The organism is Rhodococcus sp. NBC_00297, from assembly GCF_036173065.1.
Classification (GTDB): Bacteria; Actinomycetota; Actinomycetes; order Mycobacteriales; family Mycobacteriaceae; genus Rhodococcoides.
Genome location: NZ_CP108041.1, coordinates 1,985,334 through 2,003,678, shown reverse-complemented (window position 1 = coordinate 2,003,678; position 18,345 = coordinate 1,985,334). Strand labels below are relative to the sequence as shown.

Sequence of the window (18,345 nt, the reverse complement as noted above, 5' to 3'; positions counted from 1 at the left end):
GGACATGAGTGACGACAAGACCGGCCCGATTCTCGGAGTCTCGGATCTGACGATCGACTTCGAAGTCGACAAGACGTGGCGTACAGCCGTACGGAACGTCTCGTTCGACCTCGCTCGCGGCGAGATCCTCGCCATCGTCGGCGAATCGGGCTCGGGTAAGTCCACCACCGCCATGGCGGTGCCCGGCCTGCTGGCCGACAACGCCCGCGTGAGTGGCAGCATCACGCTCAACGGTCGCGAACTGATCGGCCTGAAGGAACGTGAGCTGAACTCGGTGCGCGGCAAGGACATCGCCGTGATCTTCCAGGAGCCGATGACGGCTCTGAACCCCGTCTACACCATCGGGTGGCAGATCACCGAGGCCATCCGCGCGCACAGCGAGCTCAGCAAGGCGCAGGCCAAGGACCGTGTCATCGAGCTGCTGCGGCTCGTCGAGATGCCGGAGCCGGAGAAGCGCGTCAAGTACTACCCCCACCAGTTGTCCGGTGGCCAGCGCCAGCGCGCGATGATCGCCCAGGCGTTGGCATCCGAGCCGTCCGTGCTCATCGCGGACGAGCCGACCACGGCACTCGACGTGACCGTGCAGGCCGAGATCCTGCAGCTCATGCGCGACCTCCGCGGTCGGGTCGACGCGGCGATCCTGCTCATCACCCACGACATGGGCGTGGTCGCCGACATGGCCGACCGCATCCTCGTCATGCGCGGTGGCGACATCGTCGAGCAGGGCACCTCCGGCGACATCTTCCATCGTCCCGATCACGCCTACACCCGCGAACTCCTGGCCTCCGTGCCCCACCTCGGTTCCCGGACCGGGCAGGCGGGCACCGACGACACCCCCGACGTGCGGTACGCGCTCGAACTCGTCGACGCCGTCATCGAGTACCCGGGTTCGCGTCGCTCCGGTGGCTTCCGCGCGGTCGACGGTGTCAGCCTCACCATCGAGCCGGGCGAGGTGGTCGGTCTGGTCGGTGAGTCCGGATCGGGCAAGTCGACCATCGGCAAGGCAGCCGTCGGCCTGCTCAAGCTGCATTCGGGGTCGTTGTCCATCGCCGGAACGGACATCACGTCGATGTCGACCCGCGACCTGCGTCCGGTGCGCAGCAAGGTCGGCATCGTGTTCCAGGATCCGGGTTCGTCGCTGAACCCTCGGTGGCCCATCGGCCAGTCGATCGGCGAGCCGATGCTGCTGCACACCGAGATGGACCGTGGTCAGCGCAACACCAAGATCGAGGAGTTGCTCGATCAGGTGCACCTGTCCCGGGACATGCGCAACCGCTACCCGCATCAGCTGTCGGGTGGTCAGCGCCAGCGTGTCGGCATCGCCCGCGCCCTGGCTCTCGAACCCACCCTCCTCGTCGCCGACGAGCCGACGTCCGCGCTCGACGTGTCCGTACAGGCCAAGGTGCTCGAGCTCTTCCAGGAGCTGCAGCGGGAGTACGGCTTCGCGTGCCTGTTCATCAGCCACGACCTCGCCGTGGTGGAGGTGCTGGCTCGCCGCATCGCGGTCATGAGTGCGGGCAAGCTGGTGGAGTTCGATCGGACCGACACCATCCTGCGCGCGCCGGCCGACCCGTACACGAAGCGGCTGCTCGCCGCGGTGCCCGTTCCCGACCCGGAGCAGCAGGCCGTCCGGCGCCGCGAGCGTGCCGAGTTGATGGCTGCCGAGCGGAACGCCGGATCCACCGCGACGTAGGACCACCGATAGCCTGACCGGATGACCAGCTCAGCCACAGATCCCCTCGGCCCGATCCTGGAGCTCGAAGGGGTGCGCGACGCCGCCGAGCGGGCGCGGAACGCGCTGGGCGAGGTGCACCGGCACAAGGCCAACCGGCGCGGATGGAAGGCGACGGCAGCCGAGGCGGCGGTCCGGGCCGCGCGGGCCTCCGCCGCGATGGAGGGGTCCTCCACGGCGATGCCCGAGGACGGTGAGGCCGCCCCGCCCCTGCTCGCCGGCGCGCTCCGGGTGGCCCAGGCTCTCGACGGCGACTCCCTGCCGATCATGGTGGGCGTCTGGCAACGGGCGCCGCTGCAGGCGCTGGCGAGGCTGCACCTCCTGGCCGCCGCGGACCTGGCGACGACACAGGACGATCTCGGACGACCCCGTGCGGACGCAGCCGACCGCCTCGCGTTCCTGGCGGATCTCGTGACCGGCGCCACGAAGGCGCCCGCCCCGGTGCTGGCCGCCGTGGTGCACGGAGAACTGTTGGCGCTGAAGCCGTTCGGCACGGCCGACGGCATCGTGGCCCGGGCGGCCTCGCGGCTGGTGGCCGTGTCCACGGGCTTCGACCCCCACAATCTCGGGGTCCCGGAGATCAGTTGGGCGAAGCGGCTCGCCGCGTACCGCACCGGCGCCGACGGTTTCGCCCGCGGCACCGAGCAGGGCGTGGGGAGCTGGGTGCTGTTGTGCTGCGGCACCTTCGAGGCCGGAGCAGCCGAGGCGACCACCATCGCGGACAACTCCGTCTGACGCATGAAACGGGCGACGCTGCCGAGTTCTCACCTCGACGACGTCGCCCGTCAGCACGAACGTCGGTTACCAGGCGTGCAGAGTGGGTTGCGGCGGAGCGGACTCCGCGAGGCCTCGGCGGGAAATCGTGCGCCCGGGACTCGTGTCCGCAACCAGTGCGAAGTTCTCATCCCTGATGCGCGACTTTCGCAGGCCCACAACGCTTGTGCCATCATAGCGGCGCGCTACGCGTGGGTACTGATCGGTCGTGCTGGGGAAAGCCCGGCTGGGAGAGCGATCCTTCTCTTCCGGCCCGCTCTTGGCCTTCCGTCTTCCCGTAAGACCATTTGTACTCTGTGACTCGCGCCACAGCAAGGGTTTCGCGAACCCGATCGATTCAGCGTCGCCGACGCAGCAGCGTGTACGTCGCGGCGCCCGCGGCCAGGGCGCCGAACGAGACGGCGGCCATGCCGGCCACCGTGCCCGACGACGGGGCCTGGAACCGGGCGCGCAGCGAGACCGGGTCGGAGAACGTGAGGATCGGCCATCCCCTGGCCGACGCCTCGCGGCGCAGGCCTCGATCCGGGTTCACCGCGGTGGGATGTCCGACCGCGTCGAGCATCGGCAGATCGGTGATCGAGTCCGAGTAGGCGTAGGACCGAGACAGGTCGTATCCCTCGCGCTCGGCCAACTCCTCCATGGCGGTGACCTTGCCGGGCCCGTAGCAGTAGAACGAGAGCTCGCCCGTGTACTTGCCGTCCTCGACGGCCATCCGGGTACCCATGTCGTGGTCCACGCCCAGAGCCTCCGCGATGGGCGTCACGACCTCCTCGCCGGAGGCCGAGACGATGACGACGTCGTGGCCGCGCAGCTTGTGGTCGGCGATGAGGTCGGCAGCCTCGGCGAAGACCAGCGGATCGACGATGTCGTGCAACGTCTCGGCGACGATGGCTCGGACCTGCTCGACGTCCCAGCCGGTACACATGTTGGCGATGTGGATGCGCATCCGTTCCATCTGGTCGTGATCCGCGCCCGACACCAGGAACAGGAACTGCGCGTAGCTGCTCTTGAGCACGCTCCGGCGGTTGATGAGACCCCCGTCGAAGAAGGGCTTGCTGAAGGCCAGCGTCGAGGACTTGGCGATGATCGTCTTGTCCAGATCGAAGAACGCGGCGACGCGGCCGGGGGCGTCCGGGCGGAGGGGTGTGCTCACCCCGTCAGCCTAAGGGTGCCCGGAGGTGGATCGCGGGTCACGGTGTCTCCACCTGCTTCGACGGCGCGACGGACCGACGGTCGTCCGTGTCGGTGCGGGTGGTCGGCGGTGTAAGATTTCGACTACCCGGTCTCGAACCGGGCGTGTTCAGCCCGACCCCCCGGGGCTGAACTCCGACGACCCCCGCCTCCTCCCCCCCTGGCGGGGGTCGTCCCCTACTTCCGGTGCGCTAGCACCTTCTCCGCGCTGGCGCAGGCGCCGTCCCCGGGTACCGAGTTGTCCACAGGTTCGGCTCGTCGCCCTGGCGGACCGACCGCGGACGCCGCACGATCGACGGCGTGACCGACCTCGATTCAGCACTCCTGGTGATCGTGCCCGACGCCGCACTCTCCGATCGCGTCCGGCGCATCGCCGCCGCCGCGGGTCGGGAGTCGACGCACCTCGGCGCGCTGCCTGACCGCGCGCTGTGGCAGTCCTCGGACATCGTCGTGCTGGGAACGGCAGCTGCCGAACGAGCAGTGCGGGAACACCTTCCGAGGCATCCCGGTGTCGTCGTGGTGACCGACGGACCGGCGGACGTCGAGGCCTGGCAGAGCGCGTCGCGGCTCGGCACCTCCCGTGTGCTCGCGCTGCCGGCGCAGGAGGCCGATCTCATGGGGGTGCTGTCCGCGGCCGCACGCGTCCCCGTCGGTGGCGGTGTGGTCGTGACGGTGGTGGGCGGTTGCGGCGGCGCCGGTGCGTCCGTGTTCGCCGCGGCATCGGCCGTCGTCGCGTCCCGGTCCGGGCGCACCGTGTTGATGGACGGAGACGCGGCGGGCGGCGGGATGGACCTCGTCACGGGACTCGACGGCACACCGGGCCTGCGCTGGCCGGAACTGGTGATCGACGGCGGAACCGTCACGGCCGACGCACTGCATCACGCGCTGCCCGGGCGCGGCGATCTGGCGGTGCTCTCGACCCGGCGCGAGCAGACGAACACCATCACGGCAGCGGCCTGGCGCGCCGTCGTCGACGCCGGAGTCACGGCGGGCGAGGTCGTCGTGTGCGACGTACCGCGCGCAGGCCCCATTCACGAGATGTCCGTGCAGGCGGCAGATCTGGTGGTCGTGCTGGTCCCGGCGACGGTGCGGTCGGCCGCGGCGGCGCAGTGTCTCGCCCGGTCGATCACCTCGACATCGGCCAACGTGGGAGTGGTGGTCCGCGGTCCCGCGCCGTCCGGACTGACGGCCGCGGAGGTGGCCGACGTGGTGGGTCTTCCCCTGCTCGCCTCCGTGCGCCCCGAGCGTCGACTCGCCGCGATGCTCGACGGGCGTGGACTGGTCCTCGGCCGCCGATCTCCCCTGGCGCGAGCTGCCGGCGACGTCCTGGCACTGCTCACCTCGGCGCCCACGACATGACGGGATGGGTGTCGACGGATCTGCTCGATCGCGTCCGGGTGCGCCTCGTCGACGCCGACCGGGATCCGACGCCCGCCCTCATCGCGGAGGCGCTCCGGGCCGAGGCGGGCGGCGTGCTCGGTGACGCGGATCTGCTGCGCGCACTGCATCTCCTGGACACCGAGTTCCGCGGTGCCGGCGTGCTCGACGCCGTCCTGCGCGAGCCCGGCGTGACCGACGTGTTGGTCACCGGACCCGACGACGTGTGGGTGGACCGGGGACAGGGTCTGCGGCGAGCCGGCGTCGGGTTCGGGGACGAGGCCGCCGTGCGCCGCCTCGCCCAGCGGCTGGCGCTGTCGGCCGGGCGGCGGCTCGACGATGCGCAGCCGTGGGTGGACGGTCGTCTGCCCGGAATCGATCCCGGGTCGTTCGGAGTGCGACTGCACGCCGTTCTCGCGCCGGTGGCGCAGGGCGGGACGTGCCTGTCGCTCCGCGTGCTCCGTCCCGCGACGCAGGGTCTGGCAGCGCTCGCCGCGACCGGCGCGTTCGCCGACGGCGCCGAGGATCTGTTGCGCCGCATCGTGTCCGGACGCCTGGCCTTCCTCGTGGTCGGTGGCACAGGAACCGGCAAGACGACATTGCTGGCGGCACTCCTCGGCGAGGTGGACGCGGCCGAGCGCATCATCTGTGTCGAGGACGCCGCCGAACTGGCGCCCTCGCACCCCCACGTGGTGCGGCTCGTCGCCCGGCCCGCGAACGTGGAGGGAGTGGGCCAGGTGGGGGTGCGCGATCTGGTGCGTCAGGCCCTGCGCATGCGTCCCGATCGCATCGTGGTGGGCGAGGTCCGCGGTGCCGAGGTCGTGGACCTGCTCACCGCGCTCAACACCGGACACGACGGCGGCGCGGGCACCGTGCACGCCAACTCGCCCGACGAGGTACCCGCACGACTCGAAGCGCTGGCGGCCCTCGGTGGCATGGACCGGGCGGCGTTGCACAGCCAGTTCGCCGCCGCGGTGCAGGTGGTGCTGCACACCGCCCGCACGCCGAGCGGGCAGCGTGTGCTGTCGTCCATCGGCGTGCTCGAACGGGACGACCGCGGGCTGTGCACCGTGGTCGACGCCTGGTCGCGAACGCGGGCACGAGGTCCAGGACTCGACGCTCTCACCGCGATCCTGCGCCGGCGGGAGGGGTCCACGTGATGCTCGCGGCGGCCTGTCTCGCGGCGGCTCTGCTGGTGCTGCCCTGCACGGACGCGCGCCGGCGCCTCGGACCGGTGCGCCGACGCTCGCTCGTGTCCGTGCGAGTGCCGGCGCGTGCCTGGATACCCGTGGCGGCAGGTGCGGCAGCGCTGGGCCTCGGTGCCGCGGCGGGCGCTGCGGTGGCCGTCGTGCTGGGAACCGTCGCCCTGCGGCGCGGCCGAGGCGCCGTGCGGGCGGACCGGCGGCGCGCGGGGGACACCCTGGCGGCGGCGCTCGAGACGATGGTGGCCGAACTCCGCGTGGGAGCCCACCCGGCCACGGCCTGCCGCACCGCTGCGCGCGAGCACCCCGGGCCGGTCGGCACCGTCTTCGCCGCGGCCGCGGCCCGTGCGGAACTGGGCGGCACGATGTCGGATGCCGTGCGTGTCGGCGGACACGGGCCGGCGTGGGATCGGGTGGGTGCCGTGTGGCGCGTGGCCGAGGTGCACGGGCTGGGTCTCGCGGCACTGCTCGACGCGGTGCGCTCCGATCTGCGCGATCGCGGACGCTCGGCCCGGCGCATCGAGGCGTCCATGGCCGGCCCGCGCGCCACGGCGATGGTCCTCGCCGCGCTGCCCGCCGTCGGCGTCCTGCTCGGCCAGGCCATGGGCGCAGCGCCCCTCGCGGTTCTCACCGGAGGCGGCGCCGGCGGCATCATGCTGGTCGTCGGAGTGGCCCTCGCCTGCGCCGGGCTGCTCTGGACCGACGCCATCGTCGCGAAGGTGGCACCGTGACGATCACTCTCGTGCTCCTCGCCGCCGCGGTGCTCGCGCTCCCGTCCGCCGTCGGTGTGCGCGCCCGGCTCCGGGTGCCGGGCGCGAACGGTTCCGCATCGGTGGGGGTGGCGCCGACGGACCACCACGCCACCGCGGGCGCGTTGGACCTGCTGTCCGCCTGTCTCCGTGGGGGACTCGACATCGGCAGCGCATCCTCGGCGGTGTCCTCCGTCGCGCCCGAACCCATGGCGTCGGCACTGCGCCGCGCCGCCCAGTTGCTCACTCTCGGAGCGGATCCCGATGCAGTCTGGTCGGCGCTGGCGGCGCATCCCGACACCGAGTCGGTGGCACGCGTCATCCTCCGCTCGGCGCGGTCGGGAACCTCGATGGCCGACGCGACCGCCGAGGCGGCAGCCGATCTGCGCGTGCGGGCCGACGATGCCGCCGCTGCCGCGGGCGAACGCGCCGGAGTGATGGTGAGCGGACCGCTGGGGCTGTGCTTCCTGCCCGCGTTCGTCTGCCTCGGCATCGTGCCCGTGGTGATCGGGCTGGCCGGGTCCGTCCTGAACGGCGGGGTGATGTGACCCCCGCCCGAGAACGCCGAGGGGGAACGTCCTCCTCGGAACAAGAAGGGGGAGAACATGAGAAAGTTCCTGACCGAGGTGGGCGCGCGCATCCTGATGGTGGCGCGGAAGGACGACGGGATGTCGACGGCCGAGTACGCGATCGGCACCATCGCGGCTGCGGCGTTCGGTGCGGTGCTCTACACGGTGGTGACGAAGAATCAAGTTAGACTGTCGGCGTGTCTACCGACGTAGTGATCTACTGCCGCATCTCGCAGGACCGGGGCGGCGAAGGTGCGGGTGTGCAGCGTCAGCGCGCCGACTGCCAGGCTCTCGCGGACGAACTCGGTTGGACGGTCGTGGACGTCTTCACTGACAACGACGTTAGCGCGTACTCAGGCAAGCAACGCCCGGAGTATGCCCGGATGCTTGAGCGGTTGTCGACGGGCACGCTGGGCGGGTTGCTGGCTTGGCACACAGACCGCCTCTATCGGTCGCTTCCCGATCTGGCGGACTTAGTGCGTGTGTGCGACGAGAACAGCGTCGATATTCGGACCGTGAAGGCTGGTCGAATCGACCTGTCCACCCCCAGCGGAAGACTGAACGCTTCCATGTTCGCGAGCATCGCTAGGTACGAAGTTGAACGGTCCGCGGAGCGGATCAAAGCGGCGAAGGACCAGCAGGCGTTAGACGGTAAGTTCCGCGGCGGTCCGCGCCCCTTCGGGTACGAGGCGGACGGGGTGACGTTGCGGGAGACGGAAGCTGACGCGTTGCGCGAGGCTGCTGACCAGTTGCTCCGTGGGGTCACACTGATGGCGATTACGCGACAGTGGAAGGACCGTGGACTGAAGACTGCCCGTGGTGTCGAGACGTGGACTGTGACGGCGCTGCGGAAAGTGCTGGTGCGCGCGCGGAACGCGGGTCTGGTGGAGAAGGATGGCGTGATTGTCGGTCCGGCGCAGTGGCCCGCGATCTTTGACGTCGACACCTTGCATGCGGTTCGGGCGGTAGTCACGGACCCGTCCAGACGGACCAGCGTGTCGTACGAGAGAGCGCACCAGGGAGCCGGAATTTACAGGTGCGGGAAGTGTGGCGGTCCCATGAAGGTTTACACCATGGGTGCTTCGTCGGGCCGGAGGTACAAGTCTTATCGGTGCGTGGACCGGCCTCACTTGTCGGCCCGGAAGGAACCGCTTGATGATTTCGTGAGAGACGTTGTGATTGAGCGGTTGTCGCGTGCTGATGCCGCGATTCCTGTGGTGGATGACGGTCCGGACGTTGGTGCGCTTCAGGTGCAGCGGGACGGGTTGCAGGCCCGGAAGGATGAGCTGGCCGGGTTGTTCGCTGACGGGCAGATTGATGGTTCTCAGTTGCGGCGGGGGAGCGCCGATTTGCAGACGTCCCTGGGTCGGCTCGACGCGCAGTTGGCGGCGGCGCGTGAGTCGTCGCCAATCGCGGGTTTGCTGGGTGCAGGGGACATTGCGGGTGTGTGGGAGGAGCTGACACCTGACGCGCGTGGGAAGGTGATCGACCACCTGATGACGGTGACAGTGCTGCCGGTGGGGAGTGGCCAGAGGCCCGCGGGTGGTGGGTTGGACCCGAGGCGCGTCCGGATCGAGTGGAAGCAGTGAAGACGCGCACCCACGCGTCAGTCCGATACGACCGGTTAGCGAGTCCGGGTGCACTGGACTAGGACCGGCGAGCAAGTCCGGTCGTACCGGCAACCGAAACGCAATTCCGAACGCGTGAGACGGAACGCGAAACACGAAACATCCGCCGGTCTGGGTGATTTGGCCGTGACCAGCGATGATTCCGAAGTGTCCCAGGGGGACAGCGCGCGGAGTCCCGTGGGGAGTCCTGTTGGGAGTCCCGTGGGGAGTCTGACCGTCCCGACCCGACCCGATTAAGAGATACAGGCGGGGCCAGGAAGTCGAACCACTTAAACAATCGCGAAGCGTCATTCCTACCGCCCAGCGCCCACGCAGAGCGACTAAACCTCGCATTGCGCCCACGGTTTTGGGCGAGGTACTGAACGATGCTCAGCGGGCACCTGAGGGGGGATTCGACCACTAACGCCCTCCCCAGCCCTGCGGCGCCAGCCGCAGCACCGGCCAAGCCGATTCGCCACGAGCGTCATCCGTCGGGGACATTTCTCGGATCCATCGCCGGAAGGGTGATAACGCGTCAGCGCGGCCCGCCCTTTTGGGCGTCATCGGCCTGACAGTTCGTAGAATGGCTCATTTGCGTTCTAAGCCGTTGGAGTGGTCTGTCCGGCGCACTCCACCCACGTTGAGGCGGAAAGCCCGTTAGAATCGCAATCAGACCCCATTGCGCGCCTCTGCAATCCGTCTCTCGGCTGAAGAATCTTGGGACCGCGTAGCGGGTGTCCCCCTCGGGGTGGTTGCGCCTCACGCGCGGAAAGCTAGCTTCAAAGAGAGTGGTTGTTTCTCTCTAGCTAATACGTACTTAGCCAAGTCTCTTTATCGTTTACCTGTAAGGTAAACCAACGGGAACCGCCTGCGCACGTGCCCGCGCGCTCAGGCGCGCACACTCGCGTGCCCGTCCGCGCACACGCGTACCACGCCCAAGTTCCGGCCCGCCATCCAGGGGGGGCAAAGCCCCGAACGCGAAACGCCAGTCCTCCGCCGGTCGACGCGATATGCCGCCTGAACTGGAAAGATCGCTTTTTGTCCCGCCCAGCGTGGGCGGTACTCCCAGTGTGACGGGCCGATAGCCAGGCGCGCATGGTCGAAGCAAAACTGAAGCATTTGCTTCGACAAAACCGAAGCAAATGCTAGCGACTGAATGACGCAATCGGCCCGTGACCAGGTTCCCGATGAGGGGGCGTACGTAGTTGATACGGCGCGCGTACGCCCGTACGACAAATCCGATTTCGAACGGTCGGTGTTCTTCACCCGTTGCCCTGGCGGGCGGTAAAGCTCCCGCCGTGTCGGTCGGTAATCTTATTGGTGTGGTGCTGGTGGTGCGGCGCCACGTTGGGTTGAGCGCCGCCGAAGCTGCCATTCTCGTGTTGCGCTCCCCACCCCCTTTTTTCTTGCCCAAAAATCATGGCGCTTAACGCCAATAGGAGGTGCGACGTGGCCGAGCAAACGGCGGTCGACTGGATTACTGAGAGTCAGGCTCAAGCCGAAACCGGGCGCGCACGTCGCACCCTGCAACGGTGGCGGCAAAGCGGCGAAGTCCGCGCGCATCAACAGTCGAGAACGCTGACGCTCTACGAAGCGGCCAGCCTCGCGGAGTGTGCGAAGCGCCATAAACGCCGCCACGCGTCCACGGTGGGGCGCCCCCGCACCACCTGACCCCGATCACCCGTTAGCCCCTCAGCGTTGCGCTGGGGGGCGTTTTTCATGCCCGAAACAGGAGGCCCGGTGTCCACCACCACCCTGACGCCCGACCTGCAAGCGCACATCGCCGCGCTCGTGGACGAAGCACCACCCCTCACGGACACCATCCGGGACCGCATTGCCGCGCTCATTCGGGCCGGTGCCGCCTGATGTACGCACTCACCACCATTGTCGAAACCGTTCCCGAGACCATGACGTTCCTACGGGACATGCTGTACCGACGCCCCACCGCGAAGCCCGAGGGCGCCGAGAACGTCACAGGCGGATCAGGGTTCGGTCCATCGGTACCGATCAACCTCGACGCAATGCAGGCCGCCGACCTCGAGCTCGAAAGCCTCGCGTACTGGGCACGAGAAATCGGCTGCGATATGTCGAACCTGGGTCCGGTGTGGCGCGTCAACGGCGACATTCGAGGAGTCCTCTACGACTCTCCACTCGCGGCGAAACGGCTCACAGAACGTGTCCTGGCGCGCCTCACGGAGCCGCACTTCACACCGCCCGCTGACATGGCTGACCGCATGGCCGACGTCCGCGCCGGACACTGCCGGCGGTTCCCACCACTTCAGGACTTCTTGGCCCACGCGGAGGAGACGAACGGTGACGCATATGACTTCGACTGATGCCCCCGACTTCGGGGAACGCTGGCTTACCAGGGACGAAGTGCTCGCGCGCACGGGCAAGTCGCGGCGAACTCTCGACAGGTGGTGCGCGACCGGAACTGTCCGCAAGGCAGTGCGCGGCGGGCGAACCGTGTACGCATTCTCAACGCTCGTGGCCACCCACCGGGCCATGAAGCGGAACTACGCCGAACGAACATTCGTCGCGGGTTACGGACGCGGTAACCGTCACCCCGCCACCGAAGAAATCCGCGGACGACTCGCCGACGGGGAAACGGGCGCCGCCATCGCCCGCGACATTGGTTGCTCAACCGCGACCGTCACCAAAATCCGGAAGGAACTACGAAATGCCTAGTGCGACCTCACACCGCCTACGACCTGAACCCGGTAGCGCACGCGCAACCCTGATCGCCAAGACCCGGGCGGGGACGGTTTACCTACTGTTCAACTCCGCCCAGCTCTACGCCATCCGGGACGCCATCTCCGACCACCTCGACACCGTGGAAGCCCGCAGGTACGCAACCGAACCCGGTGGCACCCGATGAGACCCACCGACGTGGACCGCGCCGAAGCGACCCGGGTTGTGGCAGCAGTGCAACACGGAGATACCGAATCGTTCAATGCGGCGTTCTCCGGTGCTGTCGCCCGGTACGGCGGTCTTGCGCGGCTGGTCTGGGCGGTCGCTGAACACGCGGAGAAACCATGACGACAACCACCACCCCGAAGCCCGATGCGCCCGTGCGCACCCGGCCCCGAACCTACGGCGGTAGAGCCGATTTCATCGACGGTCGTGTCATCTGGCGCGACCGACCCGCATCACACAAGGAGAAGCAAAAAGCATGACAGTAAACAAAATTGGGTTCCTGGCTACCCCGTTCCTCGACCGGGCTTTACGCCACCCACGACTGGCCGAGATGCTGGGGCATCTCCCGGCGTACAGTGCGGCGAGCCGCGTGAACGTCGCCGCGAACGACGCGCTGACAGACCTCGCGGCGACCGTAGCCGAAGCTGAAGCGGCAGAGCAGGGCCGCGACTTGTACGAGTCCGGCGAAATCCCCCCAGGCTTCTTCACGGGACTGGCGGACAAGGTGCGCGCCGCAGCGGACGCCCGCGCAACGCTCGAGCAATGCAACCTGATCGTCAACGACAGCGCCGCCCGGATGGAGTACGCCGCCGAACACGGCGCCGACGCGATGCTCGCGGAACTGGACAGTGATCTTCAGGCGCTCATGTCCGAGGTCCGCACCATCGTGGGCAGGTTGAACGGTGCCACGACCGCGATGGGCGCAATGGACCGGGGAGTCGCCACCGACTGGATGGAACTTCGGGCGCTGCGGGACCGATACACGGAACTGCGCGAAGCCCAGGCCAGCATCTGGAACTCAGGTCGCTTCGACCCGTCGTGGTTCGACGCCCGCCGATCCAACGGCGCCGACGCCAACGAAACGGACAGCCTTCTGTTCATCGCGAACCACCTGGACCTCCGGGTGCCGGACTGCGATTTGGACGCGTTCTTGGTGTGGGCCGTTTCGAACAAGGCGCACCTGTGGATTCCGACGCGGGCGCAAGCCGCCACCGTGAAGGCTGCGCAGAGCGAACGTGCGCACCTGATGGGGGTCGTGGATTCCGAGATGCGCGGTGCCCGCGACATGGACCGCGTGCAAGCGCTCGAGGACCGCGCCCAGGCGGTCATGGCGTCAGCGATTGCCCGCGTGCTCGGTGAGGACGTGACCGGCGATGAGTGACCCGAACTTCGACCACGAGGTACCCGAGTCGTACCTGATGACCCCCGGTTCCGCGGAGCGCCACGCTACAGAGGTCGCAGAAAAGCGGTTCGGGGTGAAGATGGTCGCCAACCCGCGCTGGATGGACGACTGCGCACCTCGTGAGCCGGTGGAGCACCGCATGAGCCGCACTCGCACGACGGAAGGCGGCGGCACTGTCGATGAGCCGTGGAGCGACGAGTACGGCTTCGCCTACTCCGGTGTCCTCGAGGCGGAGCGGCGCTTCGGTAAGTCGACGCAAAAGAACCACCGTCGCCCCGACCCGCCTGGGTACCTCCCCATGGGTGGGAGGCGAGCAGGGGACGACGAGGCAGACAAGCGCTTCGGTAGGGAAAAAGCCGTCGCCATCTGAGCATCGTCTAGCCGCACCACACCTCGCGAAAATACTCGGTCGCGCTCGTCCCGCGAATAGTTTGAGTGCGGTCGGGTGGCACAAATTGTTTGGGCGGTTCGCGTGTGCGCCGGAGAAAGATGTTCTATCGTAATAGAATCTCCGGGAGTGACTTTTAAGAGCACTAGAAACAATGCTCGAAACGCGAAGGGACAACGCAATGGCCAGCATGCTTGACGTGATGAACGAAGGTCATGGGCGCGCGAACCGGCTCAACCGTGCCGATGACCTGCGTATGAATGTTGAGAAGATTTTGGCTTTTCGCCGTGAGCACTTCGAAACGTACGGCCTTATGGCAGCTAATCCACGGTCGGAAAGACTCATTGGTGCGGCAATGATGCTTGATCCAAGTATAAGAGCTGATCTCTCGGGGAATACGATAATTCTCGGTATAAATATTGCGAGCGGCACCCAACTTGCGCGCGCCGCCGCCAAGATTCGTTTACTCGGCAACAGGAGTGTAGTGGTCGGAATTGTGGTGAACTCACTTTCGCCCGATTGGGCAGAATGGAAGGTGCCCGAAGTCGACTCCCTGTTCGTTACGAGCGAATGGGGCGAGAATTTGTACAGCGGTTTAGTCTTTGGGAAGGGCGCAAAGCGCTGCGAGCGCGGCCTGCGTGTTGGCGCTATTTAAACCTTTAGCCCTAGCCTCGACTTCCAGGTGTGGTGCGCCGAGGTGCTTCGCTAGGAATTTGGGGTCCCCAGCCAGTACTGGCGCGCCGAGGTGTTCGCGTAGAACGTAGAGCACCGCGCCCTCGGCGTGTGCTCGTGAGAATGCGGCCCTGTTTCGGCGTGGCACGGGTGTAGTGCCGGCTGTCCGAATCGCTGTCACTGTCGGTCCTAGTGCCGGTAGCTTGGCTAGGAGCAGACGCGCGAGGTCCACGGCTTGTTCGGAGGGGTCGCTCGAGTTGGTTCGAAGCTGAAAGCCAGGGTCTTGCAACTGAGGTTGCGCGTAGTTTCCATCGAGCATCACCCCGTACAGTCTGGGCGCACCGGAACCGGGAACCACGCAAACGCCTAGAACAGCCATGAAGAGACAGTACGCTACACGGGTGAACCCGCCTCTACCTCGCTTCGCAATCGGCACTCGCATCAATGACCGGTATGACATTCGGGGCAAACTAGGGTCCGATGGCGACGTCTATAGGGCGCACGATGAGCATCTTGACACAATGGTCGCGGTTAAATTATTACCAGTTGAAGGCACGCTTCACCCCACTCGTTGGGATGAAGCACGGTTACTGGAGGAATTAAAAAGTAGGTGCCTCATTGAAGTGCTGAATGCAGACGTTGATAGCGAAAGCGATATACGATTTATCGTCACGCCAATTATCGAGGGCGGCGATCTTGAATCCGTCGCTAAAGGTGTCGGTTTAGAGATTCATCGCGCTGTCAGGTTGATGAGACACGCCGCGGCGGGTGTTGATCGTATTCATGCGGAGAGAATGCTGCACCGTGACATTAAGCCTGCAAACATATTGGTCGACGGTGACGAAGTTCGCGTGTCTGATTTGGGATTCTGTTCGCTCCTCGACGCCACAGGATCTACGGAAGCCAATGGGACTTGGCAAACGGTTGCACCAGAGGTGATCTCTCTTGATCGGTGCACTATTCGTTCCGACCTGTATTCTTTAGGCGCGACCGCTTTCTTCGCTATGGCGGGTCAGTATCCAGTTCCGATTCGACTTCCACTTGAAGAACAAATTGAGCGAATAAGAACGGGGCAGCTTGATGATTTGCGCGATGTTGCACCTCATGTGCCGCAGTCGTTGGCTTCGGTGGTGAGAAAGGCGCTGCGCAAAAATCCTTCCGAGAGGTTCGAATCTGCGGACGATTTCGGCAATGCACTCGTACAGGCGGTAGAAGGTCGTCGTGGTTGGGAACGAGTGCTTCACGTCGACCACATATATTGTGCGAAAAGCCATCCGTTCAAGTTGGCATCACCGGTGAACATCTGTGCTGAGCCGTACGGGGGCGTGGTTCGGCTCAAGACCACATACCAGTCCACAGGACGCAGGGTCAGGGGGTGTTCGGACGTGGAGGTCTCAAAAGACATGGTGCCGAAAGCGGTCCGCGATGTGGTGAAGTCTCTGAGCTAGTCGGTTCCTCATCCAACCCAGGTTGTCGACGCCCCGGATGCTTGACGACCAGAAGCGCACGCAAGCTGGTTGTTGTGCCCGTAGCGAGCTGTACTTCATCCGTTCGTGACGTAGCCTCGACACATGTTTGCGTATGGTGTTATGCAACTCACGTTGCACTTGGAAGGTCGCGTCGATGGCAGGTGAGGTTGAGCAGAGTAAGGGTCGGGCGGGAGCGCGTCGTGCCAAGCTGTGGCTGGATCGAACGACGCGCGTTCAAGCGTCATTCCTAAATCCGGACGGTGTGGCAGTCCATAAACTAACTGTAAAGAAAGCAAATCCGAAGGGCAACAGTAAAAGCTTTTCGTTCGACCTGGGTGGTTTCATGCGCGGCGAGGAATTTAAGGGTCAGGGGTTCCTTGCCGAATGTAAGAATTACAAAAATGAGTCCGACTTGCCGGCTCATTATCGGGCCTTTCTAGCGCACTGCTACCGAGCACGGGCAACTAATCACTTCCTCGCGGACCATTTTTTCTGGATTTCGTTTTCTCCCCACCAGTCCAGAGCTTGGGACACGCATACGACGGTCGAGTCCATCCAAAGAGCGGTCATGCATTCGGATTTGGTCGACGTGAATTTTCTTGAGGATGAAGACCCCAAGGCCGAATTTTCGGCCGAGGTTGCTAAAGAGGTGTCTGACAACCTGTGGATCATCGTCTTATCCGACAAGCAGGTCGACAACCTTATGCTTACCCGTGACCACTTTGCGCTTATTGAAAGCGAAATGATTAGGAATGGGGTGGACTTTTGACATCCGCTGAGCAGGTCCGGTTAGCCACGCAAATTGAAAATCCAATTGAGTCAGTCAGGATGATTAAATCGTTGGCTGCGCAAATTCTGCAACGGGCGGATCAAGACGCCGTGTTGGTGCCAACGGGCAATTTTAACCATTCTTACCTGCCGGATTTCGTTCTCGAATGGAGGGGCGGCACACGTCTAGACCGTCACGTCTACCTCAGAACATCGCCGTTCTCCGAGGAGATTGCGGAGGACGTGCGGACGCTTTCCGACCGTCGTCCGATTCTCCTACAGCTTGCCGATCTTATCGTACCCGAGGAGGGGTCAACCGAGGATCACTCAGCCGCCGTTGTCGAGAATGTGCTAAGCGAAACCGCGAAGTCTAGCCGCAGTCTTGTCACGAGCCTCCCAGCACTAGAACAGTTTACGGCGCCAAAGTTTGTCCAGACCGGTGGCATCTTGTCCTCTTATGTTCTCAGAGGCGGTCAGGGTCTTGTAGCAGGCGATGCGGCCGAGGAGTCGGCGGCACGAGTAGAGCGCGGTTTCTCCGGTGCTATCGAACTTGATAGGGACAGTACGAGCGAGGCATTGGACGTAGTTGATAGTTTGCTCGATGCGCCGTCAGCGACTCAATTCACCCACCTGTTAGAAGCAGCATGGGTTTCGGGTGGCGGCGCTCCGCTCGAATTTCCAGGTCCAGTAGACTCCTTGGGTGGGAAGCTATCGCCGCAGCTTCTACGTGAGCTATTCCGCATTGTGCCCGCTGACCACGCAGATTTCTGGCGCAACATAGGCAGAGCTGTTGACGTTCATTCATTCGAGGGCCTGGAACGCTCTGGCGCAGATGAACAACTGCAATTATTGATGACGACTGCGCTGCCAGGCATGCGCGCGAAGAAATGTTTGATTCGTAGGAATGAACTCGCAGTCCCGAAAGATGACCCTTTTCTCTGGCAGATCGACAGCGGGTCGATCGCGCTTCGTGGTGGCGGTTTTAAGAGCTGGTTCTCGGGCGCATCAGGTCTGGCCACTGCGTCTGACTTCTCTATTCAGGGACCGCCGTCGATCACTAGAATCGAGAGTCGTGCTGCTAACGCGGAACTGCCGCTGATAGGTGTAGATGTTGCAGACGATGTTCGGGCAGTCAGCTTCGCATCATCGTCGCGAGTCGGCGTGGCGGGTGATGCCTTGCTTGGTGAGATCGCAGATACTATGGGTTCTGGTGGTCTTGTGCGTAAAGCGGTGACCGTAGTTGGGGATCGCGACCTGAATCTCCATTTCGCCACTGGCACCGCAAGTTTAAATACCCGTGCCGAGTTGCCTCTGGAAGATATCGGGTGGGCTACATGGAACCTGCTCGTGGATTTGGGCTCGGATGAAGACCGGAGTCGTTTATCCGATGTGCTGGGACGCGATACGCAGGGGGAGCTTCTAGTCGCGGAATCGATCGGGCAAACAGAGCTGAGCGGACGGGAGGGCGCTGGTGCCGATCCTGAGCAGAGTGCAACTGATATACCGATCCCACGGACGGTCGAGGATGACCAGTGATGTGAACGGCGTCGTGCGAACGAACAAGTCTTGAGCGCCTTGCTTGAAGACCCCGGTGGTGACCCATCATTGCGCACCAGTCTTCCCAGACCGGACCGGTAAGATTCCAGGATCTTTAGTGTGAGCGGGTGTCGTAACGGCGCGTGCTTATAGATCGGACGGGTAGCTGTGGTCTGCTATTCATAAGCGGGAACCCGAGCGGCCCCGGTCAC

Annotated in this window: 19 protein-coding genes; 18 read left to right on the top strand and 1 reads right to left on the bottom strand. The window is 65.2% G+C overall.

Annotation, left to right across the window (positions count from 1 at the left end; genetic code table 11):
• Nucleotides 1-4 precede the first annotated feature (4 nt).
• Together OG947_RS09605 and OG947_RS09600 are read left to right on the top strand one after the other, a co-directional pair.
• Complete coding sequence (locus OG947_RS09605) at nt 5-1,693, top strand: ABC transporter ATP-binding protein (protein ID WP_442973106.1); 1,689 nt, start codon at nt 5-7, stop codon at nt 1,691-1,693.
• Between the two features lie 21 nt (nt 1,694-1,714).
• Nucleotides 1,715-2,467, top strand: coding sequence for a hypothetical protein (locus tag OG947_RS09600; RefSeq protein WP_056443385.1), 753 nt, complete (start codon nt 1,715-1,717; stop codon nt 2,465-2,467).
• 376 nt (nt 2,468-2,843) lie between these two features.
• On the opposite strand, the gene OG947_RS09595 is transcribed toward OG947_RS09600, so the two are convergent.
• A complete protein-coding gene (locus tag OG947_RS09595; protein ID WP_328813800.1) occupies nt 2,844-3,659 on the bottom strand; it encodes an HAD-IB family hydrolase in 816 nt (271 codons plus the stop codon).
• A 338-nt stretch (nt 3,660-3,997) separates the two neighbouring features.
• Between OG947_RS09595 and ssd the strand changes: the two genes are divergently transcribed.
• The 16 genes from ssd (at nt 3,998) to OG947_RS09515 (ending at nt 18,133) form a co-directional block, all read left to right on the top strand.
• Nucleotides 3,998-5,056, top strand: coding sequence for a septum site-determining protein Ssd (ssd, locus tag OG947_RS09590; protein ID WP_328810850.1), 1,059 nt, complete (start codon nt 3,998-4,000; stop codon nt 5,054-5,056).
• Nucleotides 5,053-6,234, top strand: coding sequence for a TadA family conjugal transfer-associated ATPase (locus OG947_RS09585; protein ID WP_285187113.1), 1,182 nt, complete (start codon nt 5,053-5,055; stop codon nt 6,232-6,234). The genes ssd and OG947_RS09585 overlap by 4 nt, the downstream gene beginning before the upstream one ends.
• A complete protein-coding gene (locus OG947_RS09580) occupies nt 6,234-7,007 on the top strand; it encodes a type II secretion system F family protein (RefSeq protein ID WP_328813998.1) in 774 nt (257 codons plus the stop codon). Before OG947_RS09585 ends, OG947_RS09580 begins: the two co-directional genes overlap by 1 nt.
• Nucleotides 7,004-7,573, top strand: a complete 570-nt coding sequence (locus OG947_RS09575) for a type II secretion system F family protein (RefSeq protein WP_328813798.1) — start codon at nt 7,004-7,006, stop codon at nt 7,571-7,573. Before OG947_RS09580 ends, OG947_RS09575 begins: the two co-directional genes overlap by 4 nt.
• A gap of 57 nt (nt 7,574-7,630) precedes the next feature.
• Entirely contained in the window at nt 7,631-7,807 is a 177-nt protein-coding gene (locus tag OG947_RS09570) for a DUF4244 domain-containing protein (protein WP_328813797.1), read from the top strand.
• The gene (locus OG947_RS09565; protein ID WP_328813796.1) at nt 7,792-9,183 is read left to right on the top strand and encodes a recombinase family protein; all 1,392 of its coding nucleotides are present in this window, start codon (nt 7,792-7,794) and stop codon (nt 9,181-9,183) included. The genes OG947_RS09570 and OG947_RS09565 overlap by 16 nt, the downstream gene beginning before the upstream one ends.
• A 1,467-nt stretch (nt 9,184-10,650) precedes the next feature.
• On the top strand, nt 10,651-10,872 hold the full coding sequence (locus tag OG947_RS09560) for a hypothetical protein (protein WP_328813795.1): 222 nt from the start codon (nt 10,651-10,653) through the stop codon (nt 10,870-10,872).
• A gap of 69 nt (nt 10,873-10,941) precedes the next feature.
• Complete coding sequence (locus tag OG947_RS09555; RefSeq protein WP_328813794.1) at nt 10,942-11,067, top strand: hypothetical protein; 126 nt, start codon at nt 10,942-10,944, stop codon at nt 11,065-11,067.
• Nucleotides 11,067-11,537 carry a hypothetical protein gene (locus tag OG947_RS09550; RefSeq protein WP_328813792.1) on the top strand — a complete coding sequence of 157 codons (471 nt, stop codon included), beginning with the start codon at nt 11,067-11,069 and terminating at the stop codon, nt 11,535-11,537. The genes OG947_RS09555 and OG947_RS09550 overlap by 1 nt, the downstream gene beginning before the upstream one ends.
• On the top strand, nt 11,524-11,889 hold the full coding sequence (locus OG947_RS09545; protein ID WP_328813791.1) for a helix-turn-helix transcriptional regulator: 366 nt from the start codon (nt 11,524-11,526) through the stop codon (nt 11,887-11,889). Before OG947_RS09550 ends, OG947_RS09545 begins: the two co-directional genes overlap by 14 nt.
• Before the next feature lie 484 nt (nt 11,890-12,373).
• Entirely contained in the window at nt 12,374-13,279 is a 906-nt protein-coding gene (locus OG947_RS09540) for a hypothetical protein (RefSeq protein WP_328813789.1), read from the top strand.
• The gene (locus OG947_RS09535; protein ID WP_328813788.1) at nt 13,272-13,670 is read left to right on the top strand and encodes a hypothetical protein; all 399 of its coding nucleotides are present in this window, start codon (nt 13,272-13,274) and stop codon (nt 13,668-13,670) included. The genes OG947_RS09540 and OG947_RS09535 overlap by 8 nt, the downstream gene beginning before the upstream one ends.
• Before the next feature lie 199 nt (nt 13,671-13,869).
• Complete coding sequence (locus OG947_RS09530; RefSeq protein ID WP_328813786.1) at nt 13,870-14,343, top strand: hypothetical protein; 474 nt, start codon at nt 13,870-13,872, stop codon at nt 14,341-14,343.
• 418 nt (nt 14,344-14,761) lie between these two features.
• On the top strand, nt 14,762-15,808 hold the full coding sequence (locus OG947_RS09525) for a serine/threonine-protein kinase (protein WP_328813785.1): 1,047 nt from the start codon (nt 14,762-14,764) through the stop codon (nt 15,806-15,808).
• A gap of 175 nt (nt 15,809-15,983) precedes the next feature.
• Entirely contained in the window at nt 15,984-16,598 is a 615-nt protein-coding gene (locus OG947_RS09520) for a hypothetical protein (RefSeq protein ID WP_328813784.1), read from the top strand.
• The gene (locus tag OG947_RS09515; protein WP_328813783.1) at nt 16,595-18,133 is read left to right on the top strand and encodes a hypothetical protein; all 1,539 of its coding nucleotides are present in this window, start codon (nt 16,595-16,597) and stop codon (nt 18,131-18,133) included. Before OG947_RS09520 ends, OG947_RS09515 begins: the two co-directional genes overlap by 4 nt.
• Nucleotides 18,134-18,345 lie beyond the last annotated feature (212 nt).